A 23197-nucleotide genomic window follows, 5' to 3' on the forward strand; every position below is an offset into this window, starting at 1 on the left:
AAAAGTTCTTAGGTTTTGCCCTACACAAAATGATGCTAAAGCTGGAGATAACCATGCACAAATTTACTAAAGCTCTTGCAGCCATCGGTCTGGCTGCCGTTATGTCACAATCCGCTATGGCGGAAAATTTGAAACTCGGTTTCCTGGTGAAGCAACCAGAAGAACCGTGGTTTCAGACTGAATGGAAGTTTGCCGATAAAGCCGGGAAAGATTTAGGCTTTGAAGTTATTAAGATAGCCGTACCTGATGGCGAAAAAACACTGAACGCTATTGATAGCCTGGCAGCCAGTGGTGCGAAAGGTTTTGTTATCTGTACCCCGGACCCGAAACTGGGTGCAGCCATCGTGGCGAAAGCGCGTGGCTACGATATGAAAGTTATTGCCGTGGATGATCAGTTTGTTAATGCTAAAGGTAAGCCGGTTGATACCGTTCCGTTAGTGATGATGGCTGCGACGAAAATTGGCGAACGTCAGGGCCAGGAACTGTATAAAGAGATGCAGAAACGTGGCTGGGATGTGAAAGAAAGCGCCGTAATGGCGATTACTGCCAACGAACTGGATACCGCCCGCCGTCGTACTACCGGTTCTATGGACGCGCTGAAAGCCGCCGGATTCCCGGAAAAACAAATCTATCAGGTTCCTACCAAATCTAACGATATTCCGGGGGCGTTTGACGCCGCCAACTCAATGTTGGTTCAGCATCCTGAAGTTAAACACTGGTTGATCGTCGGTATGAACGACAGCACCGTGCTGGGTGGCGTACGCGCGACGGAAGGTCAGGGCTTTAAAGCAGCTGATATTATCGGTATCGGTATTAACGGTGTGGATGCGGTGAGCGAACTGTCAAAGGCACAGGCTACGGGTTTCTATGGTTCACTGCTGCCAAGCCCGGACGTTCATGGCTATAAATCCAGCGAAATGCTTTACAACTGGGTAGCAAAAGACGTTGAACCGCCAAAATTCACTGAAGTTACCGACGTGGTGCTGATCACGCGTGACAACTTTAAAGAAGAACTGGAGAAAAAAGGTTTAGGCGGTAAGTAATCTGCCGGAAAAATTCCCCTCTGCGTTATGCAGAGGGGGTGTAAAACGACCAGTGATTCACGGAGACGTTATGCAACAGTCTACCCCGTATCTCTCATTTCGCGGCATTGGTAAAACCTTTCCAGGCGTCAAGGCGCTTACGGATATCAGTTTTGACTGTTATGCCGGTCAGGTTCATGCATTGATGGGTGAAAATGGCGCCGGAAAATCAACACTTTTAAAAATCCTTAGTGGAAACTATGCGCCAACCACGGGTTCTGTAGTGATTAATGGGCAGGAAATGTCCTTTTCCGATACCACCGCGGCACTGAATGCGGGTGTCGCGATTATTTACCAGGAACTGCATCTCGTGCCGGAAATGACCGTCGCGGAGAACATCTATCTCGGCCAGCTTCCTCATAAAGGCGGCATCGTGAATCGTTCACTGCTGAATTATGAAGCTGGGATACAGCTCAAACATCTGGGTATGGATATTGACCCGGATACGCCGCTGAAATATCTCTCCATTGGGCAATGGCAGATGGTTGAAATTGCCAAAGCTCTGGCACGTAACGCCAAAATTATCGCTTTTGATGAACCAACCAGCTCCTTATCCGCGCGTGAAATAGACAATCTGTTTCGCGTCATTCGTGAACTGCGAAAAGAGGGGCGGGTGATCTTATACGTTTCTCACCGTATGGAAGAAATTTTTGCGCTCAGCGATGCCATCACTGTCTTTAAAGATGGTCGTTACGTCAAAACCTTTACCGACATGCAGCAGGTAGATCATGACTCGCTGGTACAGGCAATGGTTGGTCGCGACATCGGCGATATCTACGGCTGGCAACCGCGCAGCTACGGCGAGGAGCGCTTGCGTCTGGATGCGGTAAAGGCACCAGGCGTGCGTACGCCAATAAGCCTGGCTGTTCGCAGTGGCGAAATCGTCGGTCTGTTTGGTCTGGTGGGGGCAGGGCGCAGCGAATTAATGAAAGGCATGTTTGGCGGTACGCAAATTACCGCTGGTCAGGTTTATATCGACCAACAGCCGATCGATATCCGTAAACCGGGCCACGCCATTGCCGCGGGCATGATGCTCTGCCCAGAAGATCGCAAAGCGGAGGGCATTATTCCAGTGCATTCGGTGCGCGACAATATCAACATCAGCGCTCGTCGCAAACATGTGCACGGCGGGTGCGTGATCAACAACGGCTGGGAAGCCAATAATGCCGATCACCACATTCGTTCTCTCAACATCAAAACGCCAGGTGCAGAGCAATTGATCATGAATCTTTCCGGGGGTAATCAGCAAAAAGCTATTTTGGGGCGCTGGTTATCCGAAGAGATGAAAGTCATTTTGCTTGATGAACCTACGCGCGGCATCGATGTGGGGGCTAAACATGAAATTTATAACGTGATTTATGCGCTGGCCGCGCAGGGCGTGGCGGTACTGTTTGCCTCCAGTGACCTGCCCGAAGTCCTTGGTGTCGCCGACCGCATCGTAGTTATGCGGGAAGGTGAAATCGCCGGTGAATTACTACACGAGCAGGCAGATGAGCGTCAGGCACTAAGCCTTGCTATGCCTAAAGTCAGCCAGGCAGTTGCCTGAGTAAGGAGAATAAGATGTCTTCTGTTTCTACATCGGGTTCTGGCGCACCTAAGTCGTCATTCAGCCTCGGGCGTATCTGGGATCAGTACGGTATGCTGGTGGTGTTCGCAGTGCTTTTCATCGCCTGTGCCATCTTCGTGCCGAACTTTGCCACCTTTATTAATATGAAAGGGCTGGGACTTGCAATCTCCATGTCGGGGATGGTGGCTTGCGGTATGTTGTTTTGCCTGGCCTCAGGTGACTTTGACCTTTCTGTTGCCTCGGTGATTGCCTGCGCAGGCGTAACCACTGCGGTGGTTATTAACCTGACCGAAAGTTTGTGGATTGGCGTGGCGGCAGGTCTACTGCTGGGCGTTCTGTGCGGCCTGGTGAATGGCTTTGTTATCGCTAAATTGAAAATCAACGCCCTGATTACCACGCTGGCGACGATGCAGATTGTCCGTGGTCTGGCGTATATTATCTCTGACGGTAAAGCGGTGGGCATCGAAGATGAAAGCTTCTTTGCACTCGGTTATGCCAACTGGTTCGGCCTGCCTGCGCCAATCTGGCTCACTGTGGCTTGCCTGGTCGTTTTTGGTTTGCTGCTGAACAAAACCACTTTTGGTCGTAATACATTGGCAATTGGCGGTAACGAAGAGGCGGCACGTCTCGCGGGTGTACCGGTGGTCCGTACCAAAATTATTATCTTCGTTCTCTCTGGTCTGGTATCGGCGATTGCCGGGATCATTCTGGCTTCTCGTATGACCAGCGGCCAGCCAATGACGTCTATTGGTTATGAGTTGATTGTTATCTCTGCCTGCGTTTTAGGTGGCGTTTCTCTGAAAGGCGGCATCGGAAAAATCTCATATGTAGTGGCGGGTATCTTAATTTTAGGCACCGTGGAAAACGCCATGAACCTGCTTAATATTTCTCCGTTCGCACAGTATGTTGTTCGTGGCTTAATCCTGCTGGCTGCGGTGATCTTCGACCGTTATAAGCAAAAAGCGAAACGCACTGTTTGATGCTTTATCCGACCATTATTTAGTTCAAAAATCCTCCACAGCCAACCGCCACAACGGTTGGCTGTTCTTTTTGTCAATGGCGAGCCTCGTCACACTGTCTATACTTACATGTCTGTAAAGCGCGTTCTGCGCGAACAATAAAAAGATAAGGAGGAGTACCGGGTGACAGAACCGTTAACCGAACCCCCTGAACTATCCGCGAATTATGCCTGGTTTTTTGATCTCGATGGAACGCTGGCGGAAATCAAACCGCATCCCGATCAGGTCGTCGTACCTGAAAATATTCTGCAAGGACTCCAGCTGCTGGCAACCGCAAGTGATGGTGCATTGGCATTGATATCAGGGCGCTCAATGGTAGAGCTTGACGCACTGGCGAAACCTTATCGCTTCCCGTTAGCGGGTGTGCATGGGGCGGAGCGCCGTGACATCAATGGTAAAACGCATATTGTTCATTTGCCGGAAGCGATTGCCCGGGATATTAGCGTTCAACTGCATACGGCTATCGCCAGGCTTCCCGGTGTGGAGATTGAGGCTAAAGGGATGGCGTTTGCGCTGCATTATCGTCAGGCACCGCAGCATGAGGACGCCTTATTGACATTAGCGCAGCGCATTACCCAGATTTGGCCGCAAATGGCGTTACAACAGGGAAAGTGTGTCGTTGAGATAAAACCAAGAGGCACCAGCAAAGGGGACGCGATTGCCGCATTTATGCAGGAAGTTCCCTTTATTGGCCGCAAGCCTATTTTTTTAGGCGATGACTTAACCGATGAATCTGGCTTCTCGGTCGTTAACAGGCTGGGCGGAATGTCAGTGAAAATTGGCACAGGCGCAACTCAGGCATCATGGCGGCTGGCGGGCGTGCCGGATGTCTGGCGCTGGCTTGAAATGATAACCAACGCATTACAACAACTAAAAAGAGACAATAACAGGAGTGATGACTATGAGCCGTTTAGTCGTAGTATCTAACCGGATTGCACCACCAGACGAGCACGCCGCCAGTGCCGGTGGCCTTGCTGTCGGTATACTGGGGGCGCTGAAAGCCGCAGGTGGACTGTGGTTTGGCTGGAGTGGCGAAACAGGGAATGAGGATCAGCCGCTAAAAAAGGTGAAAAAAGGAAATATCACCTGGGCCTCTTTTAACCTCAGTGAAAAGGATCTCGACGAATACTACAACCAATTCTCCAATGCTGTTCTCTGGCCCGCATTTCATTATCGACTCGATCTGGTGCAATTTCAGCGTTCCGCCTGGGAAGGCTATTTACGCGTGAATGCATTGCTGGCAGATAAATTACTGCCGTTGCTGGAAGACGATGACATTATTTGGATCCACGATTATCACCTGTTGCCATTTGCGCATGAACTCCGTAAACGTGGCGTGAATAATCGCATTGGTTTCTTTCTGCATATTCCTTTCCCAACACCGGAAATCTTCAACGCGCTGCCGACTTATAACACGTTGCTTGAACAGCTTTGTGATTATGATTTGCTGGGGTTTCAGACAGAAAACGATCGCCTGGCGTTTCTGGATTGCCTTTCCAACCTGACGCGCGTCACGACGCGTAGTTCGCGCAATCATACGGCCTGGGGCAAGGCATTTCGCACCGAAGTTTACCCTATTGGTATTGAACCGGATGAAATAGCCAAACAGGCTGCCGGACCGCTGCCGGCCAAACTGGCGCAATTAAAAGCGGAGCTGAAAAGCGTACAAAATATCTTTTCTGTCGAACGACTGGATTATTCCAAAGGTCTGCCTGAGCGTTTTCTTGCCTATGAAGCCTTGCTGGAAAAATATCCGCAGCATCATGGCAAAATACGTTATACCCAGATAGCGCCAACCTCGCGTGGTGATGTGCAGGCATATCAGGATATTCGTCATCAGCTGGAAAATGAAGCCGGGAGAATTAACGGAAAATATGGGCAATTAGGCTGGACACCGCTTTATTATCTGAACCAGCATTTCGACCGTAAATTACTGATGAAAATCTTCCGCTATTCCGATGTCGGATTAGTGACGCCGCTGCGTGACGGGATGAATCTGGTGGCGAAAGAATATGTCGCCGCCCAGGATCCTGCCAATCCCGGTGTACTGGTACTTTCACAATTTGCGGGGGCGGCGAATGAACTGACGTCAGCGTTAATCGTTAACCCATACGATCGTGATGAAGTCGCGGCGGCGTTGAATCGGGCATTGACTATGTCGCTGGCAGAACGTATTTCCCGTCATGCAGAAATGTTGGAAATTATCGTGAAAAACGATATTAACCACTGGCAGGAGTGCTTTATTAGCGACCTAAAGCTGATAGTTCCGCGCAGCGCGGAAAGCCAGCAGCGCGATAAAGTTGCGACCTTTCCAAAGCTGGCGTAATTGCGCTTAATCTCCCTTAAGCGGAACCAACAGCACATCAACCTCACTTGAAGCAATCACACTTTTCGCAGAGCAGGATGCTCGCGAAAAGAAACTGTGATTATGATTACCACAAATCACCAAATCGAATTTATGTTTACGGCATACCGCCAGAATATGTTCGCTCAACTCTCCGTAAGCTATAAACTTTTCTTCAACGGGATATCCAGCATCCTGGATTAATTTGTCCAGAAAGTTTTGTGTTTCTTCATGCATCACACTGCGTAAATCCTCAAGCATCGGCGCGGCTAATTGATTGTACATTTCTGGATCGGACGCGAGGGTGATTAAACTGATACGCCCATTCACGGGACGGGCGATAGATACCGCTTTTGCTAACAGTTGCTGGCTTTCTGGTGAGACAGCAACGGCAACAAGAATATTGGCGTAACTCATAACCTGCTCCTTATTCTATGAACTTCAGGTGAGATCACAGCTTTACCCTGAATGAGCTATAGATGCAATAACAACTTGGTCAAAAACGCAAATATTAGCATGGTCATTAATAAATACATTTAATCAATTGCGTAGTGTTACTGTGTAGTAATGCGGGTGATGATGAGGAAGTGGAGAAATTGATTTCGCTCACTAAACAAATGGTTAATATTAATAAAACATGTTGTTAACATTGGTGTTGTTGGCAGCCTTAATTTTTCTTAAATGGAATAGTATTATTTAATTGACTGTTTTTTAATGATTTACAGAGATCAACGATATTTATCCCATATTCGGGATATGGTTATTCACGGTGATTTATATTAACAGTGCGCAACATCTCAATTTTATCCCTTCTCATCATTTTTGCTGACAGATAAGCTGAAAAACTTTTTAACAGAATGAAATATACGCAAAACAAAAGTATGACTTATACATCAATGTTAAGTAATTGAGTGTTTTGTGTGATCTGTGTCACACATTGTCGAAAATCGCAGCTCCGCTCCGTTGTATGTATGAGTGGTGACGAGTACAGTTGCGTCGAATTAGGAAAAATCTTAGATAAGTGTAAAAAGCATCACTCTGTGTAAGACGTGTTTCACCTCTTATGATGTCTGTGTGTTTTTTCGTTGATCGCTACTATTCCATTTTTATTTACTTTTTACCGGGATTTCCCGGCGACATCACGGGGTGCGGTGATACCGCATAAAAAATAAAGTTAGTTCTTCTGGGTGGGAATAATGCATACCTCCGAGTTGCTGAAACATATTTATGACATCAATTTGTCATATTTACTTCTTGCACAGCGTCTGATCGTTCAGGACAAAGCGTCCGCCATGTTTCGTCTCGGTATTAATGAAGAAATGGCAACAACGCTGGCGACGCTGACTCTTCCACAAATGGTTAAACTGGCCGAAACCAATCAACTGATTTGTCAATTCCGCTTTGACAGCCACCAGACTGTTAACCAACTGACGCAGGATTCCCGTGTTGACGATCTCCAGCAAATTCATACCGGTATTATGCTCTCCACGCGTTTGTTGAATGATGTTAATCAGCCCGAAGAAGTACAACGTAAGAAAAGGGCCTGATCATGAGTGAAAAAAGCATTGTTCAGGAAGCCCGTGATATTCAACTCGCCATGGAGTTGATAACCCTCGGTGCTCGTTTGCAGATGCTGGAAAGCGAAACACAATTAAGTCGCGGACGCCTGATCAAACTCTATAAAGAGCTGCGCGGAAGCCCGCCGCCGAAAGGTATGTTGCCGTTTTCCACCGACTGGTTTATGACCTGGGAACAAAATGTCCATGCGTCGATGTTCTGTAATGCATGGCAGTTTTTACTGAAAACCGGGTTATGTAATGGCGTTGATGCGGTAATCAAAGCCTATCGTTTATACCTTGAACAGTGCCCACAAGCCGAAAACGGACCACTGCTGGCGCTAACCCGCGCCTGGACTCTGGTGCGATTTGTCGAAAGTGATTTACTACAACTTTCCAGCTGCAACTGCTGCGGCGGTAATTTTATCACCCATGCTCATCAACCTGTCGGCAGTTTTGCCTGCAGCTTATGTCAACCGCCATCGCGCGCCGTAAAAAGACGTAAACTTTCTCAGAACCCTGCCGATATTATCCCTCAACTGCTGGATGAACAGAGAATACAGGCTGTTTAACTCATACGGTGTGGCGAAACACTCCAGCAGCGGTAAGCAATTGCCGCTGCTTTTTTTTCTCCAGCCGTAAGGTAACGTCTGCCGACTGAACATCCTGTCATGGTCAACAGTGGAAGGATGATGTCGTGCTTATCTTATTAGGTTACCTGGTTGTTCTCGGTACAGTTTTCGGCGGTTATTTGATGACCGGTGGAAGCCTTGGAGCACTCTATCAACCCGCTGAACTGGTGATTATTGCCGGTGCAGGCATTGGGTCGTTTATCGTCGGCAATAATGGCAAAGCAATCAAAGGTACGCTGAAGGCGCTGCCATTATTGTTTCGTCGCTCTAAATATACCAAAGCAATGTATATGGATTTGCTGGCGCTGCTTTACCGCCTGATGGCGAAATCGCGGCAAATGGGCATGTTCTCACTGGAACGCGATATTGAAAATCCACGAGAGAGCGAGATCTTCGCCAGTTATCCGCGCATCCTCGCGGATGCCGTTATGCTGGATTTTATCGTCGATTATCTGCGCCTGATTATCAGCGGCCACATGAATACCTTCGAAATTGAAGCCCTGATGGACGAAGAGATAGAAACGCACGAAAACGAAGCGGAAGTCCCGGCGAACAGCCTGGCGTTGGTCGGAGACTCTCTTCCTGCGTTTGGTATTGTTGCGGCTGTAATGGGGGTGGTGCACGCACTAGGATCAGCCGATCGTCCTGCCGCCGAGTTGGGTGCGCTCATCGCACATGCGATGGTGGGGACTTTCCTCGGTATCTTATTGGCTTACGGATTTATTTCCCCGTTGGCGAGTGTTTTGCGCCAGAAAAGCGCCGAAACCAGCAAAATGATGCAGTGCGTCAAAGTCACACTGCTTTCTAATCTGAATGGTTACGCACCGCCTATCGCCGTTGAATTTGGTCGCAAAACGCTCTATTCCAGTGAACGTCCGTCGTTTGTTGAACTGGAAGAGCATGTGCGCGCGGTGAAAAATCCGCAGCAGCAGACGACAACCGAGGAAGCATGAAGAATCAAGCGCACCCGATTATTGTCGTCAAACGACGCAAAGCGAAATCCCACGGCGCAGCACATGGTTCGTGGAAGATTGCTTATGCTGACTTTATGACCGCGATGATGGCTTTTTTTCTGGTGATGTGGCTTATCTCCATCTCCAGCCCAAAAGAGCTGATTCAGATTGCGGAATACTTCCGTACGCCGCTGGCGACAGCGGTTACGGGCGGCGATCGCATTTCTAATAGTGAAAGCCCAATTCCCGGCGGCGGTGATGATTTCACCCAAAGCCAGGGGGAAGTGAATAAGCAGCCGAACATTGAAGAACTTAAAAAACGCATGGAGCAAAGTCGGCTGCGGAAATTGCGTGGCGATCTCGACGAGCTTATTGAATCAGACCCGAAACTACGGGCAATGCGTCCACATCTCAAAATCGATCTGGTACAGGAAGGTTTACGTATCCAGATAATTGATAGCCAGAATCGCCCGATGTTTAAAACCGGCAGTGCTGATGTCGAGCCCTATATGCGCGACATTCTGCGCGCCATTGCGCCGGTGCTGAACGGTATTCCTAACCGTATCAGCCTTTCAGGCCATACCGATGATTTCCCTTACGCCAATGGTGAGAAAGGTTACAGCAACTGGGAGCTTTCCACTGAACGCGCTAATGCTTCGCGCCGTGAGCTAATGGTGGGAAGTCTGGCTGATGGCAAAATTTTACGTGTTGTCGGCATGGCGGCGACCATGCGCTTAAGCGATCGCGGCCCGGATGATGCCGTTAATCGTCGAATCAGTCTGTTGGTACTGAATAAACAAGCCGAACAGGCCATTTTGCATGAAAACGCCGAAAGCCAGAATGAGCCAGTAAGCGTCCTGGAAAAACCTGGGGTAACACCGCAGGTCAGTGTTTCCACAATGCCATCAGCCGAACCGAGGTGACAGCGTGAGCATGGATATAAGCGATTTTTATCAGACATTTTTTGATGAAGCGGACGAACTGTTGGCCGATATGGAGCAGCATCTGCTGAATTTACAGCCAGAAGCGCCAGATGCCGAACAATTGAATGCCATCTTTCGTGCGGCCCACTCTATCAAAGGAGGGGCGGGAACCTTTGGCTTTAGCGTATTGCAGGAAACCACGCATCTGATGGAAAACCTGCTCGACGAAGCCAGACGCGGTGAAATGCTGCTTAACACCGACATTATCAATCTGTTTTTGGAAACGAAGGACATCATGCAGGAACAGCTCGACGCTTATAAACAGTCGCAAGAGCCGGATGCCGCCAGTTTTGACTATATCTGCCAGGCCTTACGTCAACTGGCAATAGAAGCGAAAGGCGAATCGACCCCCGCCATGGCCCGGTTAAGTGTGGTTGCCAAAAGTGAACCGCAAGATGAACAGGGTAACAGTGAGTCGCCGCGACGAATTCTACTTTCGCGTCTGAAAGCGGGAGAAGTCGATCTACTGGAAGAAGAGCTGTGTCATTTGACAACGTTGACTGATGTGGTGAAAGCCGCTGATTCTCTTTCGGCAATATTACCGGGCGACATCGCGGAAGATGATATTAAAGCGGTGCTCTGTTTTGTGATTGAGGCCGATCAGATTGCCTTTGAAACAGTAGAATCCGCGCCAAAAATATCCCCGCCACCGGTACTTAAACTGGCAGCCGAACAAGCGCCAGCAGAACGTGTGGAACGGGAAAAACCGACGCGCGGTAGTGAATCTACCAGTATCCGCGTGGCGGTTGAGAAGGTTGATCAGCTGATTAACCTCGTTGGCGAACTGGTGATTACTCAGTCGATGCTGGCCCAGCGCTCCAGTGAACTGGACCCGGTGAATCATGGGGATTTGATTACCAGCATGGGGCAGTTACAACGTAACGCCCGCGATTTGCAGGAATCAGTGATGTCGATTCGCATGATGCCGATGGAATATGTCTTTAGTCGCTATCCCCGGCTGGTGCGCGACCTGGCGGGTAAACTTGGCAAACAGGTGGAGCTGACGCTGGTGGGCAGTTCCACCGAACTCGACAAGAGTCTGATAGAACGCATTATCGATCCTCTGACCCACCTGGTACGCAATAGCCTCGACCATGGTATTGAATTGCCAGAAAAACGACTCGCTGCGGGTAAAGATAGCGTTGGAAATTTAATCCTGTCTGCGGAACACCAGGGGGGCAACATCTGCATCGAAGTGACCGACGATGGCGCGGGGCTTAATCGAGAGCGGATTCTGGCAAAAGCCGTCTCACAAGGTCTGAGCGTTAGCGACAATATGACTGACGACGAAGTGGCGATGTTGATATTCGCCCCTGGTTTTTCCACGGCGGAGCAGGTCACCGATGTTTCCGGGCGCGGCGTCGGCATGGATGTCGTCAAACGTAATATCCAGGAGATGGGTGGCCACGTTGAAATCCAGTCGAAGCAGGGCGTTGGCACCACAATCCGCATTTTACTGCCGCTTACGCTGGCGATCCTCGATGGCATGTCGGTACGCGTTGCTGACGAAGTTTTCATTCTGCCGCTGAACGCCGTCATGGAATCACTACAACCTCGTGAAGCCGATCTCCATCCACTGGCAGGCGGCGAGCGAGTACTGGAAGTGCGTGGTGAATATCTGCCCATCGTTGAACTGTGGAAAGTGTTCAACGTCGCAGGCGCGAAAACCGAAGCTACAGAGGGGATTGTTGTCATTCTGCAAAGTGGCGGTCGCCGCTACGCCTTGCTGGTGGATCAGTTAATTGGTCAACATCAGGTGGTGGTTAAAAACCTTGAAAGTAACTATCGCAAAGTCCCTGGCATTTCTGCTGCAACCATTCTTGGCGACGGCAGCGTGGCACTGATTGTTGATGTTTCCGCCTTGCAGGCGATAAACCGCGAACAACGTATGGCGAATACCGCCGCCTGATTGAGTAAAAAGGGAATAAATATGACCGGTATGACAAATGTAACAAAGCTGGCCAGCGAACCGTCAGGCCAGGAGTTTCTGGTATTTACCCTCGGTGACGAAGAGTACGGCATCGATATTCTGAAAGTGCAGGAGATCCGTGGCTACGATCAGGTTACGCGGATTGCCAATACACCCGCGTTTATCAAAGGCGTCACTAATCTGCGCGGCGTGATTGTGCCAATTATCGATTTGCGTATTAAGTTCAGCCAGGTGGATGTGGAGTACAACGATAACACGGTGGTTATCGTTCTGAATCTTGGGCAGCGGGTGGTCGGCATTGTGGTAGATGGCGTTTCAGATGTTCTTTCGTTGACGACGGAACAAATTCGCCCGGCACCGGAATTTGCTGTGACGCTTTCCACAGAATACCTCACCGGCCTGGGCGCGCTGGGCGATCGCATGCTAATTCTGGTTAATATCGAAAAACTGCTGAATAGCGAAGAGATGGCGCTGTTGGATAGCACGGCATCAGAAGTCGCATAATTTATCCCGCTGTACTCAAATGAAATGAGCCCGATACCCTGCGGATCGGGTTTTTCATTTTAATTTCGCCATGACTGGCATCAGAAATAAAGTTTCCCTCCTTCCTGCCGATAACGGAATCAACTTGTTTTCAGGAAGGTGCCTTATGATTAACCGTATCCGCGTAGTCACGCTGTTGGTAATGGTGCTGGGGGTATTCGCACTGTTACAGCTTATTTCCGGAAGTCTGTTTTTTTCTTCTCTTCACCATAGCCAGAAAAGTTTTGTGGTTTCCAATCAATTACGGGAACAACAGAGCGAGTTGACCTCAACCTGGGATTTAATGCTGCAAACGCGCATTAATCTGAGTCGTTCAGCGGTGCGGATGATGATGGATTCATCCAATCAACAAAGTAACGCCAAAGTTGAATTACTTGATAGCGCCAGGAAAACATTGGCCCAGGCAGCGACGCATTATAAAAAATTCAAAAGCATGGCACCGTTACCTGAAATGGTCGCTACCAGTCGTAATATCGATGAAAAATATAAAAACTATCACACAGCATTAACAGAACTGATTGATTATCTTGATTATGGCAATACTGGAGCCTATTTCGCTCAGCCAACCCAGGGAATGCAAAATGCGATGGGCGAAGCCTTTGCCCAGTACGCCCTCAGTAGTGAAAAACGGTATCAAGATATCGTCACTGACAACGCGGATGATTACCGATTTGCCCAGTGGCAACTGGCGGTTATCGCGCTGGTGGTGGTATTGATTCTGCTGGTGGCGTGGTACGGCATCCGCCGCATGCTACTTAACCCGTTAGCGAAGATCATTTCTCACATCCGAGAAATTGCTGGTGGCAATCTGGCGAATACCCTCAGCATTGCCGGGCGCAGTGAAATGGGCGACCTGGCACAGAGTATTTCACATATGCAAGGTTCTCTGACTGACACGGTCAACCATGTGCGAGAAGGTTCAGACGCTATCTATGCTGGTACTCGTGAGATTGCTGCGGGGAATACCGATCTTTCCTCCCGTACTGAACAGCAGGCATCGGCGCTGGAAGAAACGGCCGCCAGCATGGAGCAGCTCACTGCAACGGTGAAACAGAACGCCGATAACGCCCGTCAAGCCTCGCAACTGGCGCAAAGTGCCTCCGACACTGCTCAGCATGGTGGCAAAGTCGTGGACGGTGTGGTGAAAACCATGCACGAAATTGCCGACAGTTCGCAGAAAATTGCTGACATTATTAGCGTTATTGATGGCATTGCTTTCCAGACCAATATCCTGGCACTGAACGCGGCTGTTGAAGCCGCCCGAGCAGGGGAACAGGGGCGTGGTTTTGCCGTGGTGGCGGGCGAAGTGCGTAATCTCGCCAGTCGCAGCGCCCAGGCGGCAAAAGAGATCAAAGCGCTGATTGAAGATTCCGCCTCCCGCGTTGATACCGGTTCGGTGCTGGTAGAAAGTGCCGGGGAAACCATGACGAATATTGTCAATGCCGTCACCCGTGTTACCGACATTATGGGCGAGATTGCCTCGGCATCGGACGAACAGAGTCGCGGTATCGATCAAGTGGCGTTGGCAGTGTCGGAAATGGATCGCGTCACGCAACAGAACGCATCGCTGGTGCAGGAATCAGCTTCCGCCGCAGCTGCGCTGGAAGAACAGGCCAGCCGTTTAACGCAAGCGGTTTCCGCGTTCCGTCTGACTGCCCGCTCGCAAACGAATAAACCACAATTACAATCCCGCCCTGGTACTGAACAACCACCCGCACAGCCGCGATTGCGTATTACTGAACAAGATCCAAACTGGGAAACATTTTGATGGGTATTTACTCAAGCGCCATTGCCGTCAGATGAGGCTGATGATGCAACAGAACGTCGCGCTTATCGTTTCTGGTGCGCTATTACAACACAATTGGCGCAGTTACAGGCTGCGCCAGGGGTATCCTGAAGTGACTGAGAAGGCGCTATGACATCATCTCTGCCCTGCGGGCAAACGTCTTTATTGTTACAGATGACCGAGCGCCTGGCGCTTTCCGACGCGCATTTTCGGCGGATAAGTCAATTGATCTATCAACGTGCGGGGATAGTCCTGGCGGACCACAAACGCGACATGGTTTACAACCGCCTGGTGCGCCGTTTGCGCTCGCTGGGGCTTGCAGACTTCGGCCATTATCTGAATTTACTGGAATCTAATCAGCACAGCGGCGAGTGGCAGGCGTTTATTAATTCGCTGACCACAAACCTGACGGCATTTTTCCGCGAGGGGCATCATTTCCCATTGCTCGCGGAGCACGCCCGCCACGCCTCTGGTGAATATCGCGTATGGAGTGCGGCGGCATCGACAGGTGAAGAACCGTACAGCATTGCGATGACGCTGGCGGACACGCTGGGCACCGCGCCCGGACGCTGGAAAGTGTTCGCCAGCGATATCGACACCGAAGTGCTGGAGAAAGCCAGAAGCGGCATTTATCGCCATGAAGAGCTGAAAAACCTGACGCCGCAACAACTCCAGCGCTACTTCATGCGCGGCACAGGGCCGCATCAAGGGCTGGTGCGTGTGCGTCAGGCACTAGCGAACTACATCGATTTTTCCCCGCTGAATTTGCTGGCGAAACAGTACGCTGCGCCGGGGCCGTTCGATGCGATCTTCTGTCGTAACGTCATGATCTACTTCGATCAAACGACCCAGCAGGAGATTTTGCGCCGCTTTGTACCGCTGCTTAAGCCCGACGGATTATTGTTTGCGGGTCATTCTGAAAACTTTAGCCACCTTGAGCGCAGCTTCACATTGCGTGGACAGACGGTGTATGCGCTAAGTAAGGATTAACGATGAGCAAAATCAGGGTGTTGTCGGTCGATGATTCGGCACTGATGCGCCAGATAATGACAGAAATCATCAATAGCCATAGTGACATGGAAATGGTAGCGACGGCTCCCGATCCGCTGGTCGCGCGTGATTTGATTAAGAAATTCAACCCTGATGTGCTGACGCTGGATGTCGAAATGCCGCGTATGGATGGACTGGATTTCCTCGAAAAATTAATGCGTTTGCGACCGATGCCAGTAGTGATGGTTTCTTCTCTGACAGGCAAAGGTTCCGAAGTCACGCTGCGTGCTCTGGAGTTGGGGGCGATAGATTTTGTCACCAAACCGCAACTGGGGATCCGCGAAGGAATGCTGGCGTATAGCGAAATGATTGCCGAAAAGGTGCGTACGGCAGCAAGGGCGAGCCTTACTGCGCATAAACCGTTGTCGGCACCGACAACGCTGAAGGCCGGACCGCTCTTGAGCTCAGAAAAGCTGATTGCGATTGGCGCCTCAACGGGGGGAACTGAGGCGATTCGTCACGTACTGCAACCGTTGCCGCTTTCCAGCCCGGCACTGTTAATTACCCAGCATATGCCGCCCGGTTTTACCCGCTCTTTTGCCGACAGACTTAATAAGCTGTGCCAAATCGGCGTGAAAGAAGCCGAGGACGGAGAACGCGTCTTGCCGGGGCATGCCTATATCGCCCCGGGCGATCGGCATATGGAACTGGCGCGTAGCGGCGCGAATTATCAAATCAAAATTCACGATGGTCCGGCGGTCAATCGCCATCGGCCATCGGTAGATGTGTTGTTTCATTCTGTGGCCAAACAGGCGGGGCGTAATGCGGTTGGGGTGATCCTGACGGGCATGGGCAACGACGGCGCGGCGGGAATGTTAGCAATGCGTCAGGCGGGGGCATGGACTCTTGCGCAAAATGAAGCAAGCAGCGTGGTGTTCGGCATGCCGCGCGAGGCCATCAATATGGGTGGCGTCTGCGAAGTGGTCGATCTTAGCCAGGTAAGCCAGCAAATGCTGGCAAAAATCAGTGCCGGACAGGCGATACGTATTTAAATCAGGAGTGTGAGATGGCGGATAAAGAGCTTAAATTTTTGGTTGTGGATGACTTTTCCACCATGCGACGCATCGTGCGTAACCTGCTGAAAGAGCTTGGATTTAATAATGTTGAGGAAGCGGAGGATGGCGCCGATGCTCTCAATAAGTTGCAGGCGGGAGGATATGGTTTTGTTATCTCCGACTGGAACATGCCAAACATGGACGGCCTTGAATTGCTGAAAACGATTCGTGCTGATGGCGCGATGTCAGCATTGCCAGTGTTAATGGTGACTGCGGAAGCGAAGAAAGAAAACATTATTGCCGCAGCACAAGCGGGGGCCAGTGGCTACGTGGTTAAGCCATTTACCGCCGCGACGCTGGAGGAAAAACTCAACAAAATCTTTGAGAAACTGGGCATGTGAGGATGCGACTATGATGCAACCATCAATTAAACCTGCTGATGAAAATTCTGCTGGCGATATCATTGCGCGCATCGGCAGCCTGACGCGTATGCTGCGCGACAGTCTGCGGGAGCTGGGGCTGGACCAGGCCATTGCAGAAGCGGCGGAAGCCATCCCTGATGCTCGCGATCGTTTGTACTACGTTGTGCAGATGACTGCCCAGGCTGCGGAGCGGGCGCTGAACAGTGTTGAGGCCTCACAACCGCATCAGGATCACATGGAGAAATCAGCAAAAGCGTTAACCCAACGCTGGGATGGCTGGTTTGCCGATCCCATTGACCTTGCCGACGCTCGCGAACTGGTGACCGATACACGGCAATTTCTGGCGGATGTGCCGACGCATACCAGTTTTACCAATGCGCAGTTGCTGGAAATCATGATGGCGCAGGATTTTCAGGACCTCACCGGGCAGGTCATTAAACGAATGATGGATGTCATTCAGGAGATTGAACGCCAGTTGCTAATGGTGCTGCTGGAAAATATCCCAGAGCAGGATGCACGTCCGAAACGTGAAAGCCAGAGTTTGCTGAATGGACCGCAGGTTGATACCAGCAAAGCCGGTGTAGTAGCCAGTCAGGACCAGGTCGACGATTTGTTGGATAGCCTTGGATTCTGATTTGTATTGCCTGATGTGACGCGGCCGCGTCACATCAGGCGGTCGGATGACGCCGCATCCGACAAACGCACACTATGCATGATGTGTGGCAGCAAAAGCCCTAAATCCCGCCTTTTTTACCCCTTACTCAAACCATTGAACGCTTTGCGCTCTGGCATCATTCACGCTTATTACTCTTTCCAGGATTGGCGACGTGTCTGACGAGAGCGACGACAAAACAGAAGCCCCCACACCTCACCGACTTGAAAAAGCGCGGGAAGAGGGGCAAATCCCGCGTTCCCGTGAATTAACGTCGCTGCTGATTTTGTTAGTGGGCGTGTGTGTTATCTGGTTTGGCGGTGTGTCGCTGGCTCGTCGATTGTCGGGCATGCTCTCCGCGGGATTGCATTTTGATCACAGCATCATCAATGACCCGAATCTGATCCTCGGGCAGATTATTCTGCTGATCAGAGAAGCCATGCTGGCGCTGCTGCCGCTGATTAGCGGCGTGGTGCTGGTGGCGCTCATTTCTCCGGTGATGCTGGGTGGCCTGGTATTTAGCGGCAAATCCTTGCAGCCGAAGTTTTCCAAACTCAACCCGCTACCGGGCATTAAACGGATGTTTTCGGCACAAACCGGTGCGGAGTTGCTGAAAGCGATACTGAAATCCATCCTGGTCGGCAGTGTGACGGGATTTTATCTCTGGCACCACTGGCCGCAGATGATGCGCTTAATGGCGGAGTCCCCCATTACCGCTATGGGTAATGCGATGGATCTGGTAGGGCTGTGCGCACTGCTGGTGGTGCTTGGCGTTATTCCGATGGTGGGATTTGACGTCTTTTTCCAAATCTTCAGCCACCTGAAAAAGCTGCGTATGTCACGGCAGGATATTCGTGATGAGTTCAAACAAAGCGAAGGCGACCCTCATGTCAAAGGGCGAATCCGTCAGATGCAGCGAGCTGCGGCACGGCGGCGGATGATGGCCGATGTGCCGAAAGCGGACGTTATCGTCAATAACCCAACTCACTACTCAGTGGCTTTGCAGTACGACGAAAACAAAATGAGTGCGCCAAAGGTCGTTGCCAAGGGCGCGGGGCTGGTGGCATTACGCATTCGTGAAATAGCAGCTGAAAATAATGTCCCGACCCTCGAAGCGCCGCCGCTGGCGCGTGCGCTGTATCGACATGCTGAAATCGGTCAACAAATACCGGGTCAACTATATGCCGCCGTGGCGGAAGTGCTGGCCTGGGTCTGGCAACTGAAACGTTGGCGTCTGGCTGGTGGACAGCGCCCTGTACAACCAACTCATCTTCCGGTGCCGGAAGCCCTGGATTTTATTAACGAGAAACCGACCCATGAGTAATCTGGCCGCGATGCTGCGCCTGCCTGCAAACCTGAAATCGACACAATGGCAGATCCTTGCCGGACCGATTTTGATCTTGCTGATTTTGTCGATGATGGTGCTGCCATTGCCTGCATTCATTCTCGACCTGCTGTTTACCTTTAATATCGCGTTATCGATTATGGTGTTGCTGGTGGCGATGTTTACCCAGCGTACGCTCGAGTTTGCCGCCTTTCCGACAATCTTACTGTTCACCACGCTGTTGCGTCTGGCACTTAACGTGGCTTCAACCCGTATCATTTTGATGGAAGGCCATACGGGCGCGGCGGCGGCAGGGAAGGTGGTCGAAGCGTTTGGTCACTTCCTCGTTGGTGGCAATTTCGCTATCGGTATCGTGGTGTTCGTCATTCTTGTGATCATCAACTTTATGGTTATTACCAAAGGTGCCGGGCGTATCGCGGAAGTGGGCGCGCGCTTTGTTCTCGATGGTATGCCGGGTAAGCAGATGGCGATTGACGCTGACCTGAACGCCGGATTGATTGGTGAAGATGAGGCGAAAAAACGCCGCTCCGAAGTGACTCAGGAAGCCGACTTTTACGGCTCAATGGACGGGGCAAGTAAATTTGTTCGTGGTGATGCCATCGCCGGGATCCTCATCATGGTCATTAACGTTGTCGGCGGATTGCTGGTCGGTGTGCTGCAACATGGCATGAGCATGGGGCACGCGGCGGAAAGTTATACGCTATTGACCATTGGCGACGGTCTGGTGGCACAAATCCCGGCGCTGGTGATTTCTACCGCCGCGGGGGTCATCGTTACGCGTGTCAGCACCGATCAGGATGTTGGCGAGCAGATGGTGAATCAGCTTTTCAGTAACCCAAGCGTTATGTTGTTAAGCGCCGCCGTGCTCGGTTTACTCGGGCTGGTGCCTGGAATGCCGAACCTGGTATTTTTGCTGTTCACGGCGGGATTGCTCGGGCTGGCCTGGTGGATCCGCGGACGCGAACAAAAAGCGCCTGCCGAACCCAAACCGGTAAAAATGGCAGAGAATAATGCCGTTGTCGAAGCGACGTGGAACGATGTGCAACTGGAAGATTCTCTGGGAATGGAAGTGGGCTATCGACTGATCCCGATGGTTGATTTCCAACAAGATGGCGAGTTGCTGGGCCGTATTCGTAGTATTCGTAAGAAATTTGCTCAGGAAATGGGCTTCCTGCCGCCGGTGGTGCACATTCGTGACAATATGGATCTGCAACCGGCACGTTATCGTATTTTGATGAAAGGCGTAGAGATTGGCAGTGGCGATGCTTATCCGGGGCGCTGGCTGGCAATTAACCCAGGTACCGCTGCCGGGACGTTACCTGGTGAAGCGACCGTCGATCCGGCTTTTGGTCTGAACGCTATCTGGATCGAAAGTGCGCTAAAAGAACAGGCGCAGATTCAGGGGTACACCGTGGTTGAGGCCAGCACAGTGGTGGCAACGCATCTTAACCATCTCATTAGCCAGCATGCCGCAGAGTTGTTTGGTCGCCAGGAGGCGCAACAACTGCTGGATCGCGTCGCCCAGGAGATGCCAAAGCTGACGGAAGATCTCGTTCCTGGCGTTGTCACGCTCACCACGCTACATAAAGTGCTGCAAAATCTGCTCGATGAAAAAGTGCCGATTCGCGATATGCGCACCATTCTCGAAGCGCTGGCGGAGCATGCGCCCATCCAAAGCGATCCACATGAATTAACCGCCGTCGTGCGCGTGGCGTTGGGACGGGCGATTACCCAGCAGTGGTTTCCTGGCAAAGATGAAGTCCATGTTATTGGCCTCGATACACCGCTGGAACGTTTGTTACTACAGGCGTTGCAGGGCGGGGGCGGACTGGAGCCGGGGCTGGCGGATCGTTTACTGGCGCAAACTCAGGAAGCGCTATCCCGTCAGGAGATGTTGGGTGCGCCGCCAGTATTGTTGGTGAACCACGCGCTGCGACCATTATTGTCTCGCTTTCTGCGCCGCAGCTTGCCGCAGTTAGTGGTGCTGTCGAATCTTGAACTATCTGATAACCGACATATCCGCATGACGGCGACGATTGGCGGTAAATGATGAGAACTTTATTAGCAATATTATTGTTTCCGCTGCTGGCGCAAGCCGCCGGGGAGGGGATGTGGCAGGCAAGTAGTATCGGAATTACGCTAAATCATCGCGGTGAGTCGATGTCGTCAGCGCCTCTTTCTTCGCGACAACCTGCTTCAGGATTGATGACGCTGGTGGCGTGGCGTTATCAGCTTATCGGTCCGACCCCCGCGGGACTGCGGGTACGTTTATGCTCACAATCTCGTTGTGTCGAATTAGAGGGGCAGAGTGGAACCAACGTGGCCTTTTTCGGTATACCGGCGGCAGAACCGTTGCGCTTTATCTGGGAAGTGCCTGGCGGTGGGCGGTTAATTCCGCCGCTGAAAGTACAACGTAATGAAGTGATTGTGAATTATCGGCGGTGATAAAAAAGCCGATGTCCGTAACTGCGACATCGGCCTTTGACACATAACGCGATTACATACGCTCTACTGTCTCAATACCCAGCGTATCCAGACCCAGCTTCAGCGTCTTCGCCGTCAGTTGTGCCAGTGTCAGACGGCTGTTACGCACTTCTTCGTTTTCTGCGCTGAGGATCGGGCAGTGCTCGTAGAAGCCAGAGAACAGACCGGCCAGATCGTACAGGTAAGCACACATCACATGCGGCGTGCCTTCACGGGCAACCACAGTGAGGGTTTCTTCAAACTGCAGCAGGCGAGCTGCCAGTTGCGCTTCACGATCTTCACGGATGATTACCGGAGCTGCAGCCAGTTGCTCTTCGTTAATTTCTGCTTTACGGAACACGGACAATACACGCGTGTAAGCATACTGCATGTATGGCGCGGTATTACCCTCAAACGCCAGCATGTTGTCCCAGTCGAAGATGTAGTCGGTAGTGCGGTTTTTGGAGAGATCCGCATATTTCACCGCACCAATACCAACCGCGTTAGCCAGTTTTTCCAGCTCGTCAGCTGACATATCCGGGTTCTTTTCTGCCACCAGACGACGTGCACGCTCCAGGGCTTCATCCAGCAGATCGGCCAGTTTCACCGTACCGCCCGCGCGGGTTTTGAACGGTTTGCCGTCTTTGCCCAGCATCATGCCGAACATGTGGTGTTCCAGCGGTACGGATTCCGGCACGTAGCCTGCTTTGCGGACGATCGCCCATGCCTGCATCAGGTGTTGATGCTGACGGGAGTCGATGTAATACAGCACGCGATCGGCATGCAGTGTTTCATAACGATATTTCGCACAGGCGATATCAGTAGTGGTGTAAAGATAGCCGCCATCTTTCTTCTGAATGATCACGCCCATCGGTTCGCCTTCCTTGTTTTTGAACTCATCAAGGAATACGACGGTTGCGCCTTCGCTTTCTACTGCCAGACCTTTGGCTTTCAGGTCCGCTACGATACCCGGCAGCATCGGGTTGTAGAGGCTTTCGCCCATCACGTCATCGCGGGTCAGCGTCACGTTCAGACGATCGTAGGTGATCTGGTTCTGCGTCATGGTGATGTCGACCAGTTTGCGCCACATCTCGCGGAAGTATTCGTCACCGCTTTGCAGTTTTACCACGTAGTTACGTGCGCGCTCAGCGAACTCTTCATCTTCATCGTAATGCTTTTTCGCATCGCGGTAGAAACCTTCAAGGTCAGCCAGTTCCATTTCACCGGCGTTTTCCTGCTGCTGTTTTTCCAGCCACGCAATCAGCATACCGAACTGAGTACCCCAGTCGCCGACGTGGTTCGCGCGAATCACTTTGTGACCGAGGAACTCCAGAGTACGCACTGCCGCGTCACCAATAATGGTAGAGCGCAGGTGACCGACGTGCATCTCTTTCGCCACGTTCGGTGCGGAGTAGTCAACCACAATGGTCTGTTTTTCTGGCGTAGCAACACCGAGACGATCTGACGCCAGCGCCTGCTGAACATGTTCAGCCAGGAATGCCGGATCAAGGAAAATGTTGATAAAGCCTGGACCGGCGATCTCAACTTTGCTGGCGATACCGTTAAGATCCAGATGAGTCAGCACCTGCTCTGCTAATTGTCGCGGTGCCATACCCAGTTTTTTAGCAACTGCCATCATGCCGTTAGCCTGATAGTCGCCGAACTGAACTTTTGCTGACTGACGAACCTGCGGTTCGCAATCCGCAGGCGCGCCTGCCGCAATCATGGCCTGACGGACTTTTTCTGAGAGAAGAGCCTGAATATTCACCGGAATACCTTACATTGATGAAGCGAGCAAAAATTGCCCGCACCAGTTAAAGAAATTAGGGCGGGAGTATACTGCAAATGGCTGTTTTCGTCAGCAACGTGCGCGCG

General features: G+C 51.3%; 21 protein-coding genes. 19 read left to right on the forward strand and 2 right to left on the reverse strand.

Features of this window, described 5'->3' with window-relative positions; all coding sequences use genetic code 11:
* The first annotated feature begins 53 nt into the window (after positions 1–53).
* The 5 genes from araF to otsA all read left to right on the forward strand — a co-directional run bounded on the left by araF (position 54) and on the right by otsA (position 5994).
* Positions 54–1043, forward strand: a complete 990-nt coding sequence (gene araF / locus D9741_RS04510; RefSeq protein WP_130208541.1) for an arabinose ABC transporter substrate-binding protein AraF — start codon at positions 54–56, stop codon at positions 1041–1043.
* A 70-nt stretch (positions 1044–1113) separates the two neighbouring features.
* On the forward strand, positions 1114–2628 hold the full coding sequence (araG, locus tag D9741_RS04515) for an arabinose ABC transporter ATP-binding protein AraG (protein WP_130218664.1): 1515 nt from the start codon (positions 1114–1116) through the stop codon (positions 2626–2628).
* A gap of 14 nt (positions 2629–2642) precedes the next feature.
* Positions 2643–3629: an arabinose ABC transporter permease AraH gene (gene araH, locus D9741_RS04520; RefSeq protein WP_130208537.1), complete on the forward strand. Its 987-nt coding sequence runs from the start codon at positions 2643–2645 to the stop codon at positions 3627–3629.
* Positions 3630–3791: 162 nt separating this feature from the next.
* Complete coding sequence (gene otsB / locus D9741_RS04525; RefSeq protein WP_130218666.1) at positions 3792–4595, forward strand: trehalose-phosphatase; 804 nt, start codon at positions 3792–3794, stop codon at positions 4593–4595.
* On the forward strand, positions 4570–5994 hold the full coding sequence (otsA, locus tag D9741_RS04530) for an alpha,alpha-trehalose-phosphate synthase (RefSeq protein WP_130218668.1): 1425 nt from the start codon (positions 4570–4572) through the stop codon (positions 5992–5994). Before otsB ends, otsA begins: the two co-directional genes overlap by 26 nt.
* A gap of 6 nt (positions 5995–6000) precedes the next feature.
* Here otsA and uspC read toward each other — a convergent pair whose 3' ends face one another.
* Positions 6001–6429 carry a universal stress protein UspC gene (gene uspC, locus D9741_RS04535; RefSeq protein ID WP_130208531.1) on the reverse strand — a complete coding sequence of 143 codons (429 nt, stop codon included), beginning with the start codon at positions 6427–6429 and terminating at the stop codon, positions 6001–6003.
* 779 nt (positions 6430–7208) lie between these two features.
* Between uspC and flhD the strand changes: the two genes are divergently transcribed.
* The 14 genes from flhD (at position 7209) to flhe (ending at position 21304) form a co-directional block, all read left to right on the forward strand.
* Entirely contained in the window at positions 7209–7559 is a 351-nt protein-coding gene (flhD, locus tag D9741_RS04540; RefSeq protein ID WP_130218670.1) for a flagellar transcriptional regulator FlhD, read from the forward strand.
* 2 nt (positions 7560–7561) lie between these two features.
* Positions 7562–8140 carry a flagellar transcriptional regulator FlhC gene (gene flhC / locus D9741_RS04545; RefSeq protein WP_064529301.1) on the forward strand — a complete coding sequence of 193 codons (579 nt, stop codon included), beginning with the start codon at positions 7562–7564 and terminating at the stop codon, positions 8138–8140.
* Between the two features lie 125 nt (positions 8141–8265).
* Positions 8266–9153 (forward strand): flagellar motor stator protein MotA, encoded by an 888-nt coding sequence (gene motA, locus D9741_RS04550; protein ID WP_130208527.1) that lies wholly within the window; start codon positions 8266–8268, stop codon positions 9151–9153.
* The gene (gene motB, locus D9741_RS04555; RefSeq protein WP_130218672.1) at positions 9150–10076 is read left to right on the forward strand and encodes a flagellar motor protein MotB; all 927 of its coding nucleotides are present in this window, start codon (positions 9150–9152) and stop codon (positions 10074–10076) included. Before motA ends, motB begins: the two co-directional genes overlap by 4 nt.
* Positions 10077–10080: 4 nt before the next feature.
* Positions 10081–12045, forward strand: coding sequence for a chemotaxis protein CheA (cheA, locus tag D9741_RS04560; RefSeq protein WP_130218674.1), 1965 nt, complete (start codon positions 10081–10083; stop codon positions 12043–12045).
* A gap of 21 nt (positions 12046–12066) precedes the next feature.
* Positions 12067–12570 carry a chemotaxis protein CheW gene (gene cheW, locus D9741_RS04565; protein ID WP_130218676.1) on the forward strand — a complete coding sequence of 168 codons (504 nt, stop codon included), beginning with the start codon at positions 12067–12069 and terminating at the stop codon, positions 12568–12570.
* 145 nt (positions 12571–12715) lie between these two features.
* The gene (gene tar / locus D9741_RS04570; protein WP_130218678.1) at positions 12716–14377 is read left to right on the forward strand and encodes a methyl-accepting chemotaxis protein II; all 1662 of its coding nucleotides are present in this window, start codon (positions 12716–12718) and stop codon (positions 14375–14377) included.
* Between the two features lie 147 nt (positions 14378–14524).
* Complete coding sequence (gene cheR / locus D9741_RS04575) at positions 14525–15385, forward strand: protein-glutamate O-methyltransferase CheR (RefSeq protein ID WP_130218680.1); 861 nt, start codon at positions 14525–14527, stop codon at positions 15383–15385.
* Between the two features lie 2 nt (positions 15386–15387).
* Entirely contained in the window at positions 15388–16437 is a 1050-nt protein-coding gene (gene cheB, locus D9741_RS04580; RefSeq protein ID WP_064529294.1) for a protein-glutamate methylesterase/protein glutamine deamidase, read from the forward strand.
* 14 nt (positions 16438–16451) lie between these two features.
* On the forward strand, positions 16452–16841 hold the full coding sequence (gene cheY / locus D9741_RS04585; protein ID WP_000763855.1) for a chemotaxis response regulator CheY: 390 nt from the start codon (positions 16452–16454) through the stop codon (positions 16839–16841).
* A gap of 10 nt (positions 16842–16851) precedes the next feature.
* Positions 16852–17496, forward strand: a complete 645-nt coding sequence (cheZ, locus tag D9741_RS04590; protein ID WP_130208513.1) for a protein phosphatase CheZ — start codon at positions 16852–16854, stop codon at positions 17494–17496.
* A gap of 193 nt (positions 17497–17689) precedes the next feature.
* Positions 17690–18838: a flagellar biosynthesis protein FlhB gene (gene flhB, locus D9741_RS04595; RefSeq protein ID WP_130208511.1), complete on the forward strand. Its 1149-nt coding sequence runs from the start codon at positions 17690–17692 to the stop codon at positions 18836–18838.
* Positions 18831–20909, forward strand: coding sequence for a flagellar biosynthesis protein FlhA (gene flhA, locus D9741_RS04600; protein ID WP_130218682.1), 2079 nt, complete (start codon positions 18831–18833; stop codon positions 20907–20909). Before flhB ends, flhA begins: the two co-directional genes overlap by 8 nt.
* A complete protein-coding gene (flhe, locus tag D9741_RS04605) occupies positions 20909–21304 on the forward strand; it encodes a flagellar protein FlhE (RefSeq protein WP_130219010.1) in 396 nt (131 codons plus the stop codon). The genes flhA and flhe overlap by 1 nt, the downstream gene beginning before the upstream one ends.
* A gap of 52 nt (positions 21305–21356) precedes the next feature.
* Here flhe and argS read toward each other — a convergent pair whose 3' ends face one another.
* Entirely contained in the window at positions 21357–23090 is a 1734-nt protein-coding gene (gene argS, locus D9741_RS04610; protein WP_130218684.1) for an arginine--tRNA ligase, read from the reverse strand.
* Positions 23091–23197 lie beyond the last annotated feature (107 nt).

This window comes from Escherichia sp. E14V7, from assembly GCF_004212225.1.
Lineage (GTDB): Bacteria > Pseudomonadota > Gammaproteobacteria > Enterobacterales > Enterobacteriaceae > Escherichia.

What these genes read in the sequence shown, in the direction of transcription:
- otsA (WP_130218668.1), top strand. Translation starts at nt 4,570, where the DNA reads ATGAGCCGTTTAGTCGTAGTATCTAACCGGATTGCACCACCAGACGAG.
- cheY (WP_000763855.1), top strand. Translation starts at nt 16,452, where the DNA reads ATGGCGGATAAAGAGCTTAAATTTTTGGTTGTGGATGACTTTTCCACC.
- cheZ (WP_130208513.1), top strand. Translation starts at nt 16,852, where the DNA reads ATGATGCAACCATCAATTAAACCTGCTGATGAAAATTCTGCTGGCGAT.
- flhD (WP_130218670.1), top strand. Translation starts at nt 7,209, where the DNA reads ATGCATACCTCCGAGTTGCTGAAACATATTTATGACATCAATTTGTCA.
- araH (WP_130208537.1), top strand. Translation starts at nt 2,643, where the DNA reads ATGTCTTCTGTTTCTACATCGGGTTCTGGCGCACCTAAGTCGTCATTC.
- uspC (WP_130208531.1), bottom strand. Translation starts at nt 6,429, where the DNA reads ATGAGTTACGCCAATATTCTTGTTGCCGTTGCTGTCTCACCAGAAAGC.
- tar (WP_130218678.1), top strand. Translation starts at nt 12,716, where the DNA reads ATGATTAACCGTATCCGCGTAGTCACGCTGTTGGTAATGGTGCTGGGG.
- flhA (WP_130218682.1), top strand. Translation starts at nt 18,831, where the DNA reads ATGAGTAATCTGGCCGCGATGCTGCGCCTGCCTGCAAACCTGAAATCG.
- araG (WP_130218664.1), top strand. Translation starts at nt 1,114, where the DNA reads ATGCAACAGTCTACCCCGTATCTCTCATTTCGCGGCATTGGTAAAACC.
- motB (WP_130218672.1), top strand. Translation starts at nt 9,150, where the DNA reads ATGAAGAATCAAGCGCACCCGATTATTGTCGTCAAACGACGCAAAGCG.
- cheR (WP_130218680.1), top strand. Translation starts at nt 14,525, where the DNA reads ATGACATCATCTCTGCCCTGCGGGCAAACGTCTTTATTGTTACAGATG.
- araF (WP_130208541.1), top strand. Translation starts at nt 54, where the DNA reads ATGCACAAATTTACTAAAGCTCTTGCAGCCATCGGTCTGGCTGCCGTT.
- flhe (WP_130219010.1), top strand. Translation starts at nt 20,909, where the DNA reads ATGAGAACTTTATTAGCAATATTATTGTTTCCGCTGCTGGCGCAAGCC.
- cheW (WP_130218676.1), top strand. Translation starts at nt 12,067, where the DNA reads ATGACCGGTATGACAAATGTAACAAAGCTGGCCAGCGAACCGTCAGGC.
- flhC (WP_064529301.1), top strand. Translation starts at nt 7,562, where the DNA reads ATGAGTGAAAAAAGCATTGTTCAGGAAGCCCGTGATATTCAACTCGCC.
- cheB (WP_064529294.1), top strand. Translation starts at nt 15,388, where the DNA reads ATGAGCAAAATCAGGGTGTTGTCGGTCGATGATTCGGCACTGATGCGC.